The organism is Flavobacterium esculini (assembly GCF_048284325.1).
GTDB lineage: Bacteria > Bacteroidota > Bacteroidia > Flavobacteriales > Flavobacteriaceae > Flavobacterium.
The window spans coordinates 1-19,984 of record NZ_JBLVPI010000028.1 but is presented as its reverse complement, the minus strand read 5'-3'; the positions used below and the strand labels follow the sequence as shown (position 1 = coordinate 19,984).

12 protein-coding genes are annotated in these 19,984 nt (G+C 35.3%); 5 read left to right on the top strand and 7 right to left on the bottom strand.

Annotation, left to right across the window (positions count from 1 at the left end; translation table 11 throughout):
* Positions 1-155: 155 nt before the first annotated feature.
* From ACNQGG_RS16865 to ACNQGG_RS16840, 6 genes are all read right to left on the bottom strand, one after another.
* Complete coding sequence (locus ACNQGG_RS16865) at positions 156-1,811, bottom strand: alpha-amylase family glycosyl hydrolase (protein WP_417965954.1); 1,656 nt, start codon at positions 1,809-1,811, stop codon at positions 156-158.
* A gap of 106 nt (positions 1,812-1,917) precedes the next feature.
* Positions 1,918-3,723: a glycoside hydrolase family 13 protein gene (locus tag ACNQGG_RS16860; protein WP_417965952.1), complete on the bottom strand. Its 1,806-nt coding sequence runs from the start codon at positions 3,721-3,723 to the stop codon at positions 1,918-1,920.
* A gap of 290 nt (positions 3,724-4,013) precedes the next feature.
* The gene (locus tag ACNQGG_RS16855; protein ID WP_417965950.1) at positions 4,014-6,317 is read right to left on the bottom strand and encodes a glycoside hydrolase family 65 protein; all 2,304 of its coding nucleotides are present in this window, start codon (positions 6,315-6,317) and stop codon (positions 4,014-4,016) included.
* Between the two features lie 105 nt (positions 6,318-6,422).
* Complete coding sequence (gene pgmB, locus ACNQGG_RS16850) at positions 6,423-7,079, bottom strand: beta-phosphoglucomutase (protein WP_417965948.1); 657 nt, start codon at positions 7,077-7,079, stop codon at positions 6,423-6,425.
* Positions 7,072-8,442, bottom strand: a complete 1,371-nt coding sequence (locus tag ACNQGG_RS16845; RefSeq protein WP_417965946.1) for an MFS transporter — start codon at positions 8,440-8,442, stop codon at positions 7,072-7,074. Before ACNQGG_RS16845 ends, pgmB begins: the two co-directional genes overlap by 8 nt.
* Positions 8,443-8,632: 190 nt before the next feature.
* Positions 8,633-9,655 (bottom strand): LacI family DNA-binding transcriptional regulator, encoded by a 1,023-nt coding sequence (locus ACNQGG_RS16840; RefSeq protein WP_417965944.1) that lies wholly within the window; start codon positions 9,653-9,655, stop codon positions 8,633-8,635.
* 233 nt (positions 9,656-9,888) lie between these two features.
* Between ACNQGG_RS16840 and ACNQGG_RS16835 the strand changes: the two genes are divergently transcribed.
* The 5 genes from ACNQGG_RS16835 to ACNQGG_RS16815 all read left to right on the top strand — a co-directional run bounded on the left by ACNQGG_RS16835 (position 9,889) and on the right by ACNQGG_RS16815 (position 19,616).
* Entirely contained in the window at positions 9,889-12,828 is a 2,940-nt protein-coding gene (locus tag ACNQGG_RS16835; protein WP_417965942.1) for a SusC/RagA family TonB-linked outer membrane protein, read from the top strand.
* Between the two features lie 17 nt (positions 12,829-12,845).
* The gene (locus tag ACNQGG_RS16830; protein WP_417965939.1) at positions 12,846-14,435 is read left to right on the top strand and encodes a RagB/SusD family nutrient uptake outer membrane protein; all 1,590 of its coding nucleotides are present in this window, start codon (positions 12,846-12,848) and stop codon (positions 14,433-14,435) included.
* A gap of 21 nt (positions 14,436-14,456) precedes the next feature.
* A complete protein-coding gene (locus tag ACNQGG_RS16825; RefSeq protein WP_417965937.1) occupies positions 14,457-15,515 on the top strand; it encodes a SusE domain-containing protein in 1,059 nt (352 codons plus the stop codon).
* A 64-nt stretch (positions 15,516-15,579) separates the two neighbouring features.
* Positions 15,580-18,918: an alpha-amylase family glycosyl hydrolase gene (locus ACNQGG_RS16820; protein WP_417965935.1), complete on the top strand. Its 3,339-nt coding sequence runs from the start codon at positions 15,580-15,582 to the stop codon at positions 18,916-18,918.
* 2 nt (positions 18,919-18,920) lie between these two features.
* The gene (locus tag ACNQGG_RS16815) at positions 18,921-19,616 is read left to right on the top strand and encodes a fibronectin type III domain-containing protein (RefSeq protein WP_417965933.1); all 696 of its coding nucleotides are present in this window, start codon (positions 18,921-18,923) and stop codon (positions 19,614-19,616) included.
* Positions 19,617-19,901: 285 nt separating this feature from the next.
* On the opposite strand, the gene ACNQGG_RS16810 is transcribed toward ACNQGG_RS16815, so the two are convergent.
* On the bottom strand, positions 19,902-19,984 hold an 83-nt coding region (locus ACNQGG_RS16810), incomplete at its 5' end, for an IS3 family transposase (RefSeq protein WP_417965007.1).

Genomic DNA, 19,984 nt, shown 5'->3' with positions numbered 1-19,984 from the left:
TGACGATTTTTTAAAACTTCATTTACACAGCGAAGTTTAAATTCATAATTGTAACTGACTTTTCTTTCCATAAAAATACCCCCAGATAATGTCTAATTATTTGGGGGCAGTTCAATTTAGACAACCTCTTTTTTATGAAAATAAAAATCTAAAGATTACTGATTTTCAATTAATAATAATGAAAAATTAGTGTCAAATGAAACTTTTCCGTCAGAAACAATTCCTGTTTTTCCGGAATAAGCATCTCTTACTTTAGCTCCATCTTTAAAAACGGAACCAACGGCAAGTTCTTTTTTACCAATCGGTAAATCCAGACCAATAACTACAGCATCTGAATAATTTCCTTTGGTAAAAGCTCTACTAAAAGTATAGGGTTGAGGTGAAATTTGCTTATGAATTCCGGCTCCAATAGAAGGATGATTTTTTCTGAATTGACCTAATTTCTGCCAATGCAGCACTATTTTTTGTGTTTCAGGATTTGATTGGATATCGTCCCAATTCATGAAGGAACGCAATGTTGCGTCGCCTTGAGTTCCTTCAACTACTAATGAACGCGCAGATTCATCTCCGTAATATACTTGTGAAAGTCCCGGACTCAGTAATAATTTTGTTCCGGCTTCTTTGCTTTTAGTACGTTTTGCGTCAAAAGGACCGCCATCATCATGGGAAGATAAATAGTTCAAAACACTGTAACCTTTCAGTTCATTATTCAACTTATCAGAATATTTAGAGAAGATAAATTCATAGTCTTTTTTGGCATCCCATTTGAATTCGAAATTGATCATGTTATTGAATCCATTTTTGTAATAGTTTACTTTTTTATCTCCAAAATCAAAAATTTGGCCACCGCTGATTCCATAATTATAGACTTCGGCGATCGTATAAAAAGCATTATTGTCTAAAACTTTTGTCGGGTTGTTTTTCTTCCAATTTTCAAAAGTATAGTTACATTGGGATTTAAAATCGGCCCAAACCGTTTCGTCCGTATGTTTTACAGTATCGCCTCTGTAGCCGTCAATTCCATAATCAGCAATATAATCGGTCAACCATTTGATGATGTAATATTTGGGTGCTCTTGGATATCCTGTACGAATAAAAAACGCATCCAATTCTTTCATTTCTTGTTCGTAACGCCCTTCTTTTTTCCATTTTTCGATTAGAAAAGGCGGCAAAGCGACATTTTGATTGCTCTCTGTTTTTACATCCGGAAGATTCGCTACCAAAGTACAAGCGGTAGTATTTGCAAAGGATTTATAATCGCAAATTGGCCCCGTTCTCACCCAGTCATTTGGCCAAACCGTATCCTCAGCCGTTACTGGTCCGGTATGATTGATAACACCGTCCAGAATGATTCGGATTCCGTGTGCATGTGCTTTCTCTACTAATGCAGCTAAATCTTTTTTTGTGCCAAAATTAGGGTCTAAGTTCGTCCAATCTTTGGCCCAATACCCATGAAAGCCATAGCTTAATCCCGTTCCTTCATCTACCCCATCGTGAATTTGTTCCACTATTGGGGTAAACCAAATGGCATTAATTCCCAGTTTATCAAAATAACCTTCGTCAATTTTTTTTGAAATTCCTTTGATGTCACCACCTTCAAATCCACGAAGTTTTCCTGGTGTTTTAGTTCTGTTGAAGTTTATGTCATTCGAAGTGTCACCATTATTAAAACGGTCTGTCATTAGGAAATAAACATTCGCTCCTTCCCAAACGAAAGGCGTTTTAGCGCTCTCAGAAACAGCTTTTGTACTGGAACAACTGATTAAAATTGTTATAGTTAATAGTAAAAACGGAATTGAATATTTTTTCATTTTTTTTATAATTAAATGATTGATTTTTTTTGAAACATATAAATTATGAGTTCATTTATGTTTGAGGGATCTCTTATATTTTCTTAAATGTCTTATAGGATTTAAATTACTTCAATTCTAAAATCAAAACCGATTTTGGTTCTATTATTATTTCGTTTGTGATGTCAAATGTTAATTCAGAAATTACATCCTTTCCGGTTTTGAAATCTTTGATATTTTCTTTAAAACGATGCGTATTTACGGTGTGGGTTTCATTGCTGTTGTTCATTAGAACCATGACAGTTTCATTAGTATTGTACCTAAAATAAGCATATACATTGTTTTCAGGGATGTAATGCGTCATCTTCCCAAAATGAACGACCGATTTTGTTTTTCTCCAATTGAATAATTTGGAAGTATAATCAAAATAGTCACTTTGTCCCGCAGTTCTTCCTTCTTTAATGAAAGCATTATTTTCATCACTTTCCCAACCACCGGGAAAGTCTTGACGGATATCAGCATCACCTTTGCCTTTGTCTCCGGTCATACCAATTTCACTGCCGTAATACAATTGTGGAATTCCGCGAACCGTTGCCATTAAACCCATTGCCATTTTGTATTTTCGGATGTCATTTCCGTACGTCTGATTGAAACGATTGGTGTCATGATTTTCAACAAAAATTAACATATTGTTGGTGTTTGGATAAAGAAAGTCATTGGTGAAATTATCATATAATTTCATCATTCCTTTGTCCCAAGAACCATCGTCTTCATTGAATGCTTTACTGGTTGCCTCGTATAAAGTAAAGTCCATTACAGTAGGTAAATTGGAATTGTAGTTTTGTATTTTACTTATCGGGCTGTCTTTTTGCCAATACGATATCTGTGCTTGGCTTTGCATCCAGACTTCACCTACAATATTAAAATTAAGGTATTCATCAGTAACCGATTTTGTCCATTTTGCAATTCCTTTTGGGTCGGAATAATTAAACGTATCTACTCTAAATCCATCCAAATCGGCATATTCAATCCACCAAATTGCATTTTGAATCAGGTATTTTAATGCCAAAGGATTCGATAAGTTTAAATCCGGCATTGATGGTGCAAACCAACCGTTCAGGCATGTTTCGGTATCAATTTTAGAGGCATGCGTATCGTTTATAACCGTTCTTTTATGATTGGTTTGGGTATATTTATCAAACTGATTGATCCATTCGCGCGTGGGTAAATCTTTCATCATCCAATGTTCAATTCCCCAATGATTAGTCACGTAATCCATCACTAATTTCATGTTTTTCTTATGCATTTCGGCAGACAATCGCACATAATCTTCATTAGTTCCGTATCTCGGATCTATTTTGTAAACATCAGATTGACCATACGTATGATAAGAAAAAGCAGCGTCATTGTCTTCGCAAAGTGGTGTACTCCATATCGTTGTAGCGCCTAGTGAGGAAATATAATCCAGATTTTTTATAATTCCTTCAATGTCGCCACCGTGTCTTCCTCCGGGTAATTCGCGATTAAATTTTTCTGTAGTGGCGTCTTCGCTATCGTTATCCCTGTTTCCATTTGCAAAACGATCCGGCATCAACAAATACATCACATCCGAAGCATCGTAACTTTTGCGTTGAGCTGAATTGTCTCTTCTTTTCTTTAAAGCATATTTTTGAATGAACGACTCTTTATTGTTGTTTTTGAAAGAAAAAATCAAATCAGTTGGCGATACTTTTTTAGTATCGATGGTTACAAAAATGTAGTTAGGATTTTCCGTTCTCTTAATATTGGTAATTTTTATTGCATTAGATACCGTAACTTGATATTCTGCTATGTTTTTACCGTAAAACATAATTTGTAATTCTGAATTTTTCATGCCCGCATACCAAAAAGGCGGTTCAATTCTTTGAATTTGTGCGTTTAATGATAAAGACATAAAAAAAAGGAATAAGGTTATTTTTTTTAGAGAGCTTTTATTTATGAGGGGTAATGTATCAATTTTATTCATTGTTAAATTATTTTTTTTGACATTAAAATTTTACTGCCATTTAAATAATGCTAGTACTTAGAGTAAGAAACCTAATTTAAAAAAAATACAAATAATAAATTTTGATTTTGGGCTCCTATCAATTAAACAATCCCAATGTTTATTGGGATTGTCTGTAAGCCTGGCTAGGCTTTGGATTAAATGATTTGAATTAACTACAAGTTCTAACCATTAATTTTTTAAACAGTAGCTAAATTTTCTGCTGTTACAATTATATTTTTATCATTTACGACTATCGCTAATTCCTTGTCACCATCTATTGAAAATGTTGTTTCCTTGTGATTAATGGCCACTTTCAGAATTTGGTTTCTAAAGTTAATTTTAAAAGAATAACCGTTCCATTCTTTTGGGATTTTTGGAGAAAAATGAAGTTTGTCTTCTTTAATTCTCATTCCGCCAAAACCTTCCACGATACTCATCCAAGTTCCGGCCATAGATGTAATATGGCACCCTTCTTCCACTTCTTTATTGTAATCGTCTAAATCCAGACGAGAAGTTCTCAAATAGAACGTATACGCCATATCCATTTTGTCCAATAAAGCGGCCTGAATCGAGTGTACACAAGGTGAAAGTGAACTTTCATGAACCGTAAAGGATTCGTAAAATTCAAAATTATTTTTCAGTTCTTCTTTCGAAAAATGATCTTCGAAGAAATAGAAACACTGTAAAACATCGGCTTGTTTGATATAAGGCGAACGCAAAATTCTGTCCCAAGACCATTTTTGGTTGATGGGTCTTTGGGTTTTGTCTAAATCGGCCACTCTAACTAAATCTTTGTCCAAGAAACCGTCTTGTTGCAAGTAAACGTTATGTTCTTCAGAAAAAGGGAAGTACATATTATCCGAAACTTTTTTCCAAGATTGTAATTCGGAATCCGATATTTTTACTTTTTCGGTAATTCTTTTATGATCCGAAGGATATTCCAGAGACACTTTTTGAATTTGTTCGTAGGTATATTCCAAACACCATTTTGCAATATAATTGGTGTAGAAATTATTGTTTACGTTGTTCTCGTATTCATTTGGACCTGTAACACCCAGAATTACGTATTGGTTTAGATTAGTCGAAAAATTTGCTCTTTGATGCCAAAAACGAGCGATTCCTATTAATACTTCCAACCCTTTTTCAGGAATGTAACTGTAATCGCCAGTGTATCTGTAAAAGTTATAAATGGCAAATGCGATGGCTCCATTTCTATGAATTTCTTCAAAAGTAATTTCCCATTCGTTATGACATTCTTCGCCGTTCATCGTTACCATTGGATACAAAGCAGCACCGTTAGTAAATCCTAATTTGGTGGCATTTTCAATGGCTTTGTCCAATTGATTGTAGCGGTAGGTCAATAAATTTCGAGCTACTTCCTGATCTTTGGTCGCCATATAGAACGGAATGCAATACGCTTCGGTATCCCAATAAGTAGATCCGCCGTATTTCTCGCCGGTAAATCCTTTTGGTCCAATATTCAATCGGCTGTCTTTTCCTAAATAGGTTTGGTTCAACTGAAAAATATTGAAACGGATTCCTTGCTGTGCTTTTACATCGCCATCAATTGTAATATCTGACATTTCCCAAATTTTTGCCCAAGCATCAATTTGGTCTTGCAATATTTGATTGTATCCTTTTGCTAACGCAGATTGGATTACTTTTTCGGCGGCGGTAATTGTGTTTTCATGATTCAATGAAACGGTATAACCACCAGTTTTTTGGATAGATGATTTTTGGCCTTGAGCCACTATAACATCGTAACTAAATTGAATTTTGTCTGCAGTTGCATCAATATTTGAAGGTGAAATAGCTGTTTTTTCGCCATTTGACAAAATACTATTCTGCATGAAAGTAGTTACTTTGAAATGCGTTTTGAACGTTTGAGCCGTTACAAAAGCTTCATTTCCAGATTTTTTTACGTCAAGCGGTTCCCAGAATTTTTCTTCCCAGTTGGCATCTTCATTGGTTACACCAGCGTCGATATACGGTTTGTAAATTATTTTTGAATCTTTGTTTAAAGGGATGATTTCGTAATTAATAACTCCAACTTCATCCAAAACAATAGATAGAAAACGACGGATGTTTACCGAAATTTCTGTTCCATTTTTTAAAGTCGCTTCAAAAGAACGGTTGTACCAACCTTCTTTCATATTCAATTCACGGCGAAAGTTCTTGACTTCTGAACAGGTATTCAAATCCAGTTTTTCTCCGTTGATTTCGATATCAATTCCAATCCAGTTTGGAGCGTTTAAAACTTTGGCGAAATATTCCGGATATCCGTTTTTCCACCAGCCCACTTTGGTTTTATCCGGATAATAAATTCCTGCAATATAACTTCCCTGGAATGTTTTTCCAGTATAGGTTTCTTCAAAATTAGCACGTTGTCCCATCGCTCCGTTACCAATACTGAACAGACTCTCAGATGATTTTACGCTCTCTACATCAAATCCTTCTTCTATGATAGACCAATTGTCTGGTTTTATATAATCTTGGTTCATTTTTTCCTTTGTTTAAAGTTTAAAAAGTGTAAGGTTGAGACGTTTAGAGTGTTTGGTTTTTACCTCAATTTGTCCAGCCTCTCGTTTCTTTTTATTCTATCTTTTTTATTTTTTAATTAAATCTTCTATGAAGTTGGTGTCTATTTCCGTAAAATCTTTAAAGATGTATTTTGCTTCGTGTAGCACTGTTGCAGCACCGATTCCTATACTCGTCATTTTTCCAATATTAGCTGCTTGAACTCCTGCAACCGAATCTTCAAAAACAATAGCGTGTTCTGGATTAACATTTAATAATTTGGCAGCAATCAAGAAGACTTCCGGATCTGGTTTTGCATTGGTCACATCATTTCCATCTACAATAGCATCAAAATAGGATAATAGTCCTGTTTTTTCTAGAATTGGTCTGGCATTTTTACTGGCAGAACCCAATGCGATTGGTTGGCCTTTTTCTTTTAGAAATCGCAAAACCGGAAAAACCCCCGGAAGTATTTCGCTTTCGTTCATGTCAACTAAATAGGATAAATAATCCTTGTTTTTTTGAACTAGCCATTTGTCTTTGTCTTCTTGCGAAGCTTCCACTTTTCCTAATTCTAGTATAATATCCAAAGAACGCACGCGGCTGACTCCTTTTAATAATTCATTGTGTTCGGGTGTAAATTCGATATTTAATTCAGAGGCAATTTTTTGCCAAGCTAAATAATGGTATTTAGCCGTGTCGACAATCACTCCGTCCAGGTCGAATATAAATGCTTTTTTATTCATTATTTTTTTTTATTACGTCATCAACATCTTTCACTTTAACAACTAAAATTGCAGCAATCAAGAAGCTGATACCACTGGTAACTAATGCAAATATGGCATTGTCATGGTATAGATATTTAACTAATGGTCCGCCTATTAAGGCATTTATAATTTGGGGAATAACAACAAAGAAGTTGAAGATACCCATGTAAACTCCCATTTTCATAGGGGAAATGGATCCTGCTAATATGGCATACGGCATAGATAAAATGCTTGCCCAAGCGATTCCAACACCAATCATAGATAAGACAAGCCAGTTTTCATTGGGTACAAAATAGATAGAGATTAATCCGATTCCTCCAATAATTAAGGAGATAGAATGCGTTAATTTTCTTCCGAATTTTTTTGCGATATACGGTAGAGCAAAGGCATAGAAAGCAGAAACCAAATTGTAAATACCAAATAGCACTCCAACCCAGTCACCTGCGTTTTGATAGGCTTCACTTTTGTTGTCCGAAATGGGTAAACCATAGATATGATGGGCTATTGCAGGAGTAGTGAAAACCCACATGCCAAATAGACCAAACCAAGAGAAAAATTGTACCCAGCTCAATTGTCGCATTGTAGTAGGCATTTTTCTGAAATCATCAAAAATGTCTAGTAAACTGGACTCTTTTGGATTGGTATCAGCCACTTTAGTTTCCTGATGCGCCATTTCATCTTGAAACTGTGCTAATTCTTCCGGGGAATATTCTTTGGCAGAAAAAATGGAAACCAGAATAGAAACTACTAGAATAGCAGCTCCTATCACGAAAGATAAAATCAAGTGCATGGGAACGCCACCGTCTTCATTCCTGTTTGGAACGCCAAACCAATTGGTTAAAACATAAGGTAACCAAGAACCAATAACGGCTCCAAAACCAATTAAAGCGGTTTGTATACTAAACCCCAATGTTCTTTGGTCAGTTCTTAAATTATCTCCCACTAAAGCTCTGAAAGGCTCCATGGCAATATTGAAAGAGGCGTCCATAATCATTAACATTCCGGCACCAACCCATAAGGCGGGTAGAAGCGCAATGAAAATTTCGGCTTGTGGCATTAATATTAGACCAATAGAGGCTAACAAAGCACCTACTAAAAAGAAAGGCTTTCGTCTTCCGAATTTCCCCCATGTTTTGTCGCTATAATGGCCTATTACAGGTTGCACAATAAGTCCCATCAAAGGAGCAATGATCCAAAACCAGGACAATTCATGAATGTCTGCACCAAAAATCTGAAGAATTCTACTGGCATTAGCATTTTGAAGGGCGAAACCCATCTGTATTCCTAAGAAACCGAAACTCATGTTCCAAATTTGCCAGAAACTTAATTTACGCTTTTCCATTATCGTAATTTAGTTATTATACGATAAGCGCTTTGCTTATCAAAACTTATCTTGTTTTCGAAGTAAAAGTAAAAGTTTTGAGGGGTAAATATAAAAATTTATTCTAATCTTTTACTTTTTAGAAACAAATAAAGTAAAAGATTAGCAACTACAAGGTTGTAGTAATGAATAAATTAGATATCACTATTTATTAATTGGTAGATTCTCTTTCGATTAAATGGGTTTCAATTACTTCTGTTTTGTAATTTTCTTCATCATCATCCTGTTCGGCTTCTAATCTTTCTATTAGCATTTTTGCGGCTCTATTTCCCATTTTTATTCCGCTTTGACTAACGGTTGTGATAGTTGGGGTTGAATATTTAGAAATGATTCCGTCTGTGAAGGCAATTACAGCCAAATCTTTTGGGACATCCAATCCTATTTTATTCGCAGTTTTAATTATGGTTACTGCAAAAAGCTCATTGACTGCAAATACGGCGTCAATAGCCTTATCTTCAAGCAATCTTCCAATAGTGATTTCGCACGTATCAACATTCTCAATTTTGATGATTAGGTTCTCATCAAATGGGATGTCATTGTCTAATAAAGCTTTTACGTAGCCATCAGTTCGAAGTTTGCCCACACTTACATAATCAACAGTTGTAACAAGGGCGATTTTTTTTCTTCCTTTATCTATCAAACTTTGAACCGCTTCGTAAGCGGCAAGTTTGTCGTCTATGATTACTTTGTCACAAAGAATTTCATTGGTAACCCTGTCAAACATTACAACAGGCATTCCTTGATCGATAACTTCGGTAATATGATGAAAATCACCCTTGAATTGAGTTTCTTTTGAAAGTGACATAATGAATCCATCAATGCTTCCGTTGGCAAGCATTTCCATATTAAGTACTTCTTTATCAAAAGAATCATCCGATAAACAGATAATCACGCTGTACCCGTTTTCGTTTGCAACTTGTTCGATTCCATTAATAACGGTTGAAAAGAAATGATGCACTATTTCCGGAATAATAATTCCAATAGTTTTTGTTTTTCTGTTTTTTAAACTGAGTGCAATATTGTTGGGCTTGTAGTGGTAAAATTTGGCAAATGCCTGAACTTTAAGTCTGGTTTCTTCCCCTATTTCGGGACTGTTTCTAAGCGATTTAGAAACGGTTGAAATGGATACGTCAAGCTCTTTTGCAATTTGTTTAAGGGTGACTTTTCTTTTCATGATAATAATGTTATAATATTCAATTCGTAATAAAGGTAAGATTTTTTTTTATTTATTGTAATTTTCTCAGTAAATGTCAAGATAAAATACAAAGTTTTCAACACTATCACGTTTTCGTAAGTCGATTGAAAAGTGCTGCTGTCGGGCATGTTAATATTTACTTAATTTTGAAATTCGAAGTAAAATTAAAACTTAAAAAACAACCAAAACTCAAATTAATTTAAACAAAAAGTATGAAAGCAATTTATAAAAAGTTGTTATTTTTATTACTGTTACTGCCTTTTAGTATTCTTGCTCAGAATACTCTTAATGGTGTTGTTCTTGACAAAGCGTCAGGACAACCAATTCCGGGAGTAAATGTAAATGTTCAAGGCGCCGCAAATGGTGTTTCAACAGATTTTGATGGTAAATATCAGTTATCAAATGTTACGAAAGGCGATAAAGTCGTGTTTTCTTTTATTGGTTACAAAAATACTGTTGTTAGTTATAATACTCAAAAATCATTAAATGTTTCTTTGGAAGAAGATGCAAATCAACTGAAAGAAGTTGTGGTTCAAGTAGGTTATGGAACTGTTAAGAAAAAAGACGCAACAGGTGCGGTAACAGTTTTAACCACAAAGGATTTTAATAAAGGACCGGTTACCTCTGCGGATCAAATGATTCAAGGGAAAGTTGCCGGTTTGCAAATCATTAATGGAGGTGGCTCTCCTGGTGAAGGAGCGACAATAAGAATCAGAAGTGGTTCTTCATTGTCTGCTAGTAATGATCCTTTATATGTAATTGACGGTGTTCCGGTTGCAGCTGGTGGTATCAATGGAGGAAGAAACCCATTGTCAACAATCAACCAGAATAATATTGAATCTATTTCGGTATTAAAAGATGCTTCAGCGACTGCTATTTATGGATCTCGCGCTTCGAATGGGGTAATTATTATTACTACCAAAAAAGGTAAAGCTGGCGATATGCAAGTGAGTTATAACGGGAACCTACAGGTATCTGAAATTACTAAAAAAGTTGATGCTTTGACACCTACCCAATTTAGAGATTTTATTACCGCTCATGGTACGCCAGTGCAACAAGCTTTAGTAGGTGCTGCGGACACAGATTGGCAAAATGAGATTTACAGAACAGCTATTGGTACGGATCACAATATCGCTTTAAGTGGTGGTGTTGATAATGTAGTTTACAGGGCTTCTGTTGGGTATGCTAATTTAAATGGAATTTTGAAAAGAGATAACATGCAGAGAACGACTCTTGGAGTTGGTGTAACTGGAAATTTCTTGGACAAACATTTGAAAATTGAATTGAATAATAACACTTCCTTAATTAAAAATAATTACAGTAATCGTGGTGCAATTGGTTCTGCTATTAGTTTTGATCCTACTCAAGTAGTAACAAATGCTGATGGTACTTATTTTCAATGGTATACTACGCCAACGCAAATTAACCAACTAGCAGGTAGAAATCCATTATCGATTATAAATCAACAGAATAATTTTGGAACTTCTTACAGAAGTATTGGAAATATTCAAACGGAATATAAAATGCACTTCTTACCAGAATTGAAAGCAGTAGCTAACTTTGGATACGATCAGTTAAGCGGAAGATCTTATGGGAATACAGATGCTAATTATCTAAATGGACTTCCAGGTTCTGGATATAATAATTCATATGAAAATACAGGTTCAAGAAATAATAAATTGATGGATTTGTATTTGAACTACAATAAAAAAGTAGAATCAATTAATACGCAAATTGATTTGACGGGAGGTTATTCGTACCAAGATTTTAGAGATATTAATGACGGTTCTTCTTATAATTTTGAAAATAAAATTTCAACACCTGGAGTTCCGGTTCCATCACGTGTCAACTTGCAATCCTTTTTTGCGAGAACAAATATTGCCATTGCTGATAAATACTTATTGACTTTGTCTTATAGACGCGATGGTACCTCTAGGTTTACAGAGTCAAACCGTTGGGCAAATTTCCCTGCAGTTGCTGTAGCTTGGAAATTAAATGAAGAAAATTTCTTAAAAGAGGTGTCTAGTGTCTCTACCTTAAAACTTAGGGGAGGTTGGGGTGTAACCGGACAACAAGATATTGGAGTGAGTTACCCATCTATTCCTTTGTATTTAGTGTCTAATAGTCAAGCACAATACCAATTTGGTAATACATTTTACAATACATTTAGACCACAACCCTATAACAGTAATTTGAAATGGGAAGAGACGACTACTCTCAATGCAGGTCTTGATTATGGTTTTTTTAATAATAGAATTAATGGTACTGTTGATTTATATAAAAGAACCACTGAGGATTTATTATTGTACACTCAAAACCCATCTTTCTTTGGATTTTCTAATTATGACAATTATAATGTAGGAACTATAGAAAATAAAGGTATTGAACTATCAGGTGAAGTTGTTCCAGTTCGTACTGATGATTTAGAATGGAGAATAGGTGGAAACGTTACTTTTCAAGATTCTAAAATTACTAAGTTAACTACTACTTTGCCAAATACGCCAGGTATTAATGTAGGAGGTTATGAAGGAGCTACAGGAAACACGATTCAAAATCATCAAGTTGGTTATGCACCAAGTTCGTTTTATGTATATGAGCAAGCTTATGGAGCTGATGGAAAACCACTTGATGGCGTGTATATTGACAGAAACAAAGACGGAATCATTACTGAACAAGACAAATACCGTTTTCACAAGCCAGCGGCTGATGTATTTTACGGTTTCAATACAAGTGTAACTTACAAAAATTTTGATTTTGGAATGAACTGGAGAGGATCTTGGGGTAATTTTAATTACAATAATATTGATTCAAGCAAAGGTTCTTACCAAAATATATTATTAAGAGAAACGGACTTGTCTAATGGTGTTGCCAATATTTTGGAAACGGGTTTTACGACTCAAGACACTAAAAGATATGAGTCGGATTATTACATTCAAGATGCAGCTTTTATAAGATTGGATAATGTTAGCGTAGGATATACTTTTAATCAAAAACCGAATTCTACTTCATTAGTAAAATTAACTTTAGCAGCTCAAAATGTTTTGTTAATTACTGATTATAGTGGATTAGATCCAGAGATTTCTGGAGGTATAGATAATAATTTATATCCAAGACCAATTACTTTCACGTTAGGTTTAAACGTTAATTTCTAATACAAATAACAAGAAAAATGAAAAAGACACAAATAAAATTATTGGGTATTTCTTTGTTGCTGTTGGTACTATTATTTCCATCATGTACCAATGATTTGAACCAAGCTCCAGAAAGTGCTAATGCTATTCCGGGTGACCAATTTTTCAGTACACCGGAATCCTATAAACAAAATCTTGCTAAATTGTATGCGGGATTTGCTACCTCTGGTCAAACTGCCGCTGGTTCTCCAGATATTTCTGGAATAGATGAAGGAGAAAGTCAGTATGTTAGAGGATATTGGTTGTTACAGGAATTAACTACTGATGAGGCGCTTATTGGTTGGAATGACGGAACAATAAAAGATCTTCACTCACAAACATGGACTTCTTTGGATCGTTTTATAACGGCTGTTTTTGCACGTTACTCTTTTCAAATTGTAAACTGTAATGAATTTTTACGTCAAACTACTGAAGAAAAATTAGCAGCCAGAGGTATTGATGCTACTTTGAAAGCAGAAATTGCAACCTACAGAGCAGAAGCCCGTTTTTTAAGAGCAATGACGTATTGGCATTTAATGGATATGTTTGGTGGTGGTTCTTTGGTAACTGAAGATTCTCCTAGTGTCTTCTTCTATCCAGAGTATGCTACAAGAGCGGAGTTGTACAAGTTTGTTGATGATGAGTTGATTGCAATTACTCCATTATTGAAAGCGCCAAAATCGAATGAGGCCTATCGTGTGGATCAGGCTGCTGCCTGGATGTTGCAAGCTAAATTGTATATGAATGCGAAAGTCTACATCGGTACTGATAATTATGCTGCGGCAGTTGCTTTAATTACAAAAGTCACAGGTTCTACTTATACATTACACACTAATTACAATGAATTGTTCTTGGCAGATAATGATAAAAACGGAGCCCAAAATGAATTCATATTTGCTATAGCTTTTGATGGTCTTCATACTCAAACGTATGGCGGAACTACTTTCTTAACGCACGCTCCTGTTGGTGGTACAATGAAAGCAGCTGAATTTGGAATCAATGGAGGATGGGCTGGTATCAGAACTACTGCTGCATTTGTAGATAAGTTTGATGCAAATACTACTGATACTCGTGGACAATTTTATACTAATGGTCAAACTAAAGAAATCAAAAATATTGGTTCTTTTACAGATGGGTATGCAATTCAAAAATTTAGAAACGTAGATAAAAACGGTGTTCAAGGTTCAGATAAAGCAGGAAATTTTTCGGATGCTGATTTTCCAATTTTCCGTTTGGCAGATGCTTATTTAATGTATGCGGAATGTGCCGTAAGAGGTGCTGGCGGAACTTTGCCAATTGCTACTGCTTATATTAATGATTTAAGAACAAGAGCAAAAGGTGCCGCAGTAAGTCAAGGAGATTTAACTTTAGATTTTATTCTTGACGAAAGAGCGAGAGAATTACACTGGGAAGGACACAGAAGAACGGATTTAATTCGTTTTGGTAAATTTTCTGGAGGTAATTATTTATGGCCTTGGAAAGGGGGGGTAGCAGGCGGATCTCCAACACAATCGTATAGAGATTTATTTCCTATTCCTGCTACAGCTTTAGCCTCAAACAGTAAATTACAACAAAACCCTGGATACTAATAATTTAAAAAATCAATAAAAATGAAAAATATAACTAAATCAATAATTGCTTTATTTGCGGTAGTTGCCTTGTCTTGCAGCGTTGAAGATGTTCAGGACAGACCCGTAATTGAAGGAGTAGATGCTCCAGTATTAACTGCTCCTACAGCTGGTGCAGCTTATGTACTAACGCCTGCAACTGCAACTGCACAAGCAGAACGTTTCACATGGAAATCGGCAAACTACGGTGGAGATGTACAGGTTACGTATGCCGTAGAAATAGATAAAAAAGGAAATGAATTTAAAACTCCACAATCTATAGGATCCGTAATTTCTGAGAATCAAGTTTCTGTTTCTATAGGGTCAATGAATGGAGCTGTATTGTCATTAAAAGGAACTCCTTTCGTACCGGGTGAATTTGAAGTAAGAGTAAAAGCTAGTGCTGGAGATTTAGTTCCAATGTATTCTAATATAGTTGGAATTGTTGTTACACCTTATACAACTGAAAATCCTAAATTATGGGTTCCGGGTGGTTATGCAGTAGCTTCTGGCTATCCTAAAGATTGGGATCCTGCTTCGTCTCCTCAGCTTTCTGCTTCTGGATATGGTAAAGTTGATTTTGAAGGATATGTTAATTTTAAAGATGCTAATGCCGAATATAAATTTACAAGTTTCCCTGAATGGAAAGGTGAGTATGCTGCTGGAGCTACTGCAGGAACATTAGATCCTAAAGGTGCAAATCTTAAAATTCCTGCTGCTGGTTATTACAAATTAGAGGTTGATACTGAAAAATTAACTTATAAAGCTACTGCAACAGCATGGGGAATTATAGGTGATGCAACTCCAGCTGGCTGGGGTGGTAGTACTGCAATGACTTACAATAAAGTTACAAAACTATGGACAGTTACAGCAACACTTTCTCAGGCAGAAATGAAATTTAGAGCCAATGATGCTTGGGATATCAATTTCGGTGATGATGGTGCAAATGGTAGCTTGGAGTATGGTGGAGCTAACATTAAAGTTTCTTCTGCTGGAACATATACGATAACTCTTGATTTAAGCTCTCCAAGAAATTACAAATACACGCTTACTAAAAACTAGTATTTTTTTAATAACAAGAAGGGGTTATCTTTGTGATAGCCCTTTTTTCATAAAATAAAAAGCCATGAAAAAAACTATACTTTTATTGTTGTTTTTCCTTTCAATTGCTGCAGTTGCACAGCAACAAACGGTTACGTACAGTATTAGTCCAGCCACTTTTGAGGAAACGACGGCAATCACTATTACTATCAATGGGAATAGTATAAATGAAGCGACTTGGGGAGTTACTGGAAATGCTATATATATGTGGGCATGGGCATTTGATATAAATGACACCACTCAAAAAGGAACACCTCTTAATGGTTCTTGGACGGTTTCTGACGAAGCAAGTAAGTTTGCCTATAATTTGGCTAATGATACTTATACAAAAACAATTACACCCACAACCTATTACAACACAACAGGGATAGGGAAAATAGGTTTTTTGATAAAAGCTAAAGATGGAACGGGAGATAAAAAATCACAAGATTTACTTGTAGAAGTTGGAGCTTTTCAAGTTAATTTAACAGCTCCTTTACAAAACAGTTCCTCTATTATTACCTCAGGAGGGAGTTTAAGTATTGCAGCTAATAATACCAATGGAGTAGCTGCTTACAATCTAAAATCGAATGGTGTAAGTATTAATACAAACGGAAGTACATCCGGCTACTCTTTTACTCATATAAATATTACAGGCAATCAAAGCTATGAATTAGAAGTAACACAAGGAGTCACTACACTCGCGAAAAAATTCACTGTAATTGTAGATCCAGGAACAATATCACAAGTGTTGCCGGCTGGCCTTGAGGATGGGATAAATTATAGTTCATCTGAGCCAACAAAAGCAACTTTAGTTCTTGATGCGCCCGGAAAAGATTTTGTTTATGTGGCAGGAAGTTTCAATAATTGGCAACCTGGTGCAAACTATGGAATGAAAAAAGACCCTGTTTCAGGCAAGTTTTGGTTGGAATTAACCGGATTGACATCGGGTTTAAATTATACCTATCAATATTGGGTGGTAGACGCAACACCTCTTGCAGGTTCTCCAGCTTTAGTGAAAACCGCAGATCCGTATTCGACTTTGGTTTTATCGCCTTTTGATGACCCAGGTATCCCTGCGGCTAATTATCCTAATCTCCCGGTATATCCCGTTGGGCAAGAAAGAGAAGTCACTGTTCTGCAAACAGGACAGACAGCTTACTCTTGGAGTACTGCAACAACTAATTTTGTGAAACCCGAAAAAGAAAAATTGGTGGTTTATGAAGTTTTGGTTCGTGATTTTGATGTTAATAAAAGCTATCAGAATTTGATTGACCGTATCGATTATTTCAAAAAACTAAAAATAAATGCCATAGAGCTAATGCCTATAATGGAATTTGAAGGAAATGAAAGTTGGGGATACAACACCTCTTTTCATATGGCTTTGGATAAGTTTTACGGAACTTCAAGTAAATTTAAAGAACTGATAGATGTATGTCATCAAAACGGAATAGCAGTAGTTCTTGATGTGGCGCTTAACCACGCTTTCGGGAGAAATCCTATGGTTAGGATGTGGATGAATGACCCTGATGGAGACGGATGGGGTTCACCTACAGCAGAAAACCCGTATTTCAACACTACTGCAAAGCACAGTTATAGTGTGGGGGAAGATTTTAATCACGCTTCAGCAATGACCAAAAACTACGTAAAAAGAGTCATTAAACAATGGGTGCAGGAATATAAAATTGATGGATTTCGTTGGGATTTGACCAAAGGATTTACACAAAATTGCACTTCTGGGGATGATGCCTGTACCAATGCCTATCAGGCCGACCGGGTTGCGATTTTAAAAGATTATGCCGATTATTCCTGGGGTTTGGACTCGACACATTACACTATTTTCGAACATTTAGGAACCAATACAGAAGAACAGCAGTGGGCTAATTATAGAATTTCAGAAACGCCTAGCAAAGGGGTGATCATGTGGGGAAAAATGACGGATCAGTACAATAATTTGACGATGGGTTATGCTAGCAATATTTATAATATGACTAGCGCCAGTAGAGGATTCACCGCAAATAGGTTGATGGGTTATGCCGAAAGTCATGATGAAGAACGATTGATGTACAAAAATTTACAATTTGGGAATAGTACGAATGCTTCCCATAACGTAAAGTCATTGAATGTTGCCTTATCAAGAATGTCTGCTTTAGGAGCTGTTTCATTACTGGTCCCTGGGCCTAAGATGATTTGGCATTTTGGTGAATTAGGAATGGAGAACTCCATTTTCAGCTGTAATAATGGAACAGTAAACGACAATTCTGCCACAATTCCGGGAGATTGTAAACTGGACACTAAGCAACAGCCGCAATGGACAAACAACTGGCTAGGGGATGCCAATAGAAATAAAATCTATACCGATTGGACAAAAATGATTGCCTTGAAAACAACAGATCCCGTGTTTTTAGGGACGGCAACCATAAATAACACCAGTTCGTTATATCCAAATATCAAAATTACTAATAGCGTTTTGTCTGACACCCAACTCAAAGATGTTTTGATTATTGCCAATTTTGATGTTACTACTCAAAATGTTGCTACGGGTTTTCCTTATACCGGAATTTGGTATAACCTGATGGACAATACTTCTATTAATGTTACCAATGTTAATACGCTGATTACCATTCCGGCGGGAGATTATAAAATATATGGAAATAAAAAATCCTTGTTAGCCGATAAAAATTTTACTTTGCCATCAAATAATTTCACTATTCAATCAAAGGGCGAAACTTGTGTAAATATAAATAATGGGGAAATAACTATCAATGCTACTATCACACATCCCTATGTAGCTACTATAAATGGGAAGAGTTATGATTTTATTAATAACAGTTTGTCAGTCTCCAATTTAGCTCCTGGTATTTATAATGGCTCTATTTCAGTTCTGGGAGAAACTTTTGAACAAGGTTTCACGATTGTTATTCCAAAAGGGAAAACCGTTACGGGAAAATCAAGTGTTGTTTCGAACAAGGTTGCAGTTGAAATAGTTGAAGGAACATCCCCCTACAAAATTTTTGTAAATGGGAATGTGCAATTTGAAACCCCTTCTCCAACTTTTTCAGTAGAGATTAAAAAAGGTGATTTGTTGGAAGTAAAAACAGCTAAACCATGTGAAGGAATTTATTCCAAGGGAATAGATGATTTATTAGGGTTGGTTTCATCTTATCCAAATCCTACAGTCGGAAGATTTGAAATCACATTGCCTATCTCCAGAAAAGAAGTTGTTATAGATTTGTACACATTAACCTCTCAATTAATTTCAAAAGGTACCTATTCTGTTGTAAACGAAAAAGTTCAGCTAAACCTTGAAAACGAATCTCCGGGAATTTATATTGTAAAAATATATTTGGACACTCCTGTATATCAGAAAATCATAAAAAAATAAAAATGAAAATAAAAAAGTTTATATATGTAGCTGTCATTGGGTTTTTGTTAATCTCTTGTGGAGGAGGTGATGATCCAGTGCCTACGCCTAAAAACGAAGCACCCACAGCACCTATATTAGTTGCTCCGGCAAATAATAAATTATGTGTAGATAATTTGGTTAGTTTTCAATGGAATGTGTCTACAGATTCTAATAATGATCCCATAACCTATGAAATACAAGTAGCAAAAGACAATCAATTTTTGCAAATTGTAAAGACATTTGAAGGCCCAGCTAACTCTCAAAATATCTTATTAGAGAAGGGTGTAGCTTACTATTGGAGAGTTAAAGCAACGGATAATAAAAGTTTGTCAAGTGATTATTCCTCGGTGTACAATTTTTATACACAAGGAGAGGCAGTGGTAAATCATTTGCCTTTTTCTCCAGAATTAGTGCAGCCTGTTTTAAACACAGTATTAAATACAGCGACAGCAACATTAAAATGGAAAGCAAGTGATGTAGATGTAAATGATATCCTTGTTTTTGATGTTTATTTTGGGGCAGATAATCCACCGATATCAAAAGTAAGTGAAAACTTAGTAACCAATACTCTAAACGTACCGGTAGTTCCTTCAAAAGAATATTATTGGAAAGTCGTAGTTAAAGATGGTAAAGGAGGAGAAGCAATAGGTCAAACATGGAAGTTTAAAACAAATTAAGAATTTTTAGCTTTGACTTTGTTAAAAAAAAGCACTTAAATGCAACTGTACGCCGTCAAATTTATTTGGACTTTTTCTAAAGTAGTTTTCTCTAGTAGTTTAAATTTAATGATTTTAACCAACTTTGAGGTGACAATCAAATTATTTATTTAATATTGAGAAAGCGTATAATGAAGACAATCAAGTTAAAGTAATGAAGTTTATTGAAAAATAATTAAGTTGTTTTGGTTTGTTAGAGAAGCTGTCCTAAATAGACTGCACCCAAAATTTTAGACAAATTTATAATTAATTTTGATAATAATGAGCTCGATATTGTGTCGGGCTCATTCCGTTTAAATTCAGTTTTATTCTTTCATTATTGTAATATT

Coding starts and splice junctions, on each gene's coding strand:
- ACNQGG_RS16825 (WP_417965937.1), top strand. CDS start 14,457: ATGAAAAATATAACTAAATCAATAATTGCTTTATTTGCGGTAGTTGCC.
- ACNQGG_RS16865 (WP_417965954.1), bottom strand. CDS start 1,811: ATGAAAAAATATTCAATTCCGTTTTTACTATTAACTATAACAATTTTA.
- ACNQGG_RS16835 (WP_417965942.1), top strand. CDS start 9,889: ATGAAAGCAATTTATAAAAAGTTGTTATTTTTATTACTGTTACTGCCT.
- pgmB (WP_417965948.1), bottom strand. CDS start 7,079: ATGAATAAAAAAGCATTTATATTCGACCTGGACGGAGTGATTGTCGAC.
- ACNQGG_RS16815 (WP_417965933.1), top strand. CDS start 18,921: ATGAAAATAAAAAAGTTTATATATGTAGCTGTCATTGGGTTTTTGTTA.
- ACNQGG_RS16820 (WP_417965935.1), top strand. CDS start 15,580: ATGAAAAAAACTATACTTTTATTGTTGTTTTTCCTTTCAATTGCTGCA.
- ACNQGG_RS16855 (WP_417965950.1), bottom strand. CDS start 6,317: ATGAACCAAGATTATATAAAACCAGACAATTGGTCTATCATAGAAGAA.
- ACNQGG_RS16845 (WP_417965946.1), bottom strand. CDS start 8,442: ATGGAAAAGCGTAAATTAAGTTTCTGGCAAATTTGGAACATGAGTTTC.
- ACNQGG_RS16830 (WP_417965939.1), top strand. CDS start 12,846: ATGAAAAAGACACAAATAAAATTATTGGGTATTTCTTTGTTGCTGTTG.
- ACNQGG_RS16840 (WP_417965944.1), bottom strand. CDS start 9,655: ATGAAAAGAAAAGTCACCCTTAAACAAATTGCAAAAGAGCTTGACGTA.
- ACNQGG_RS16860 (WP_417965952.1), bottom strand. CDS start 3,723: ATGTCTTTATCATTAAACGCACAAATTCAAAGAATTGAACCGCCTTTT.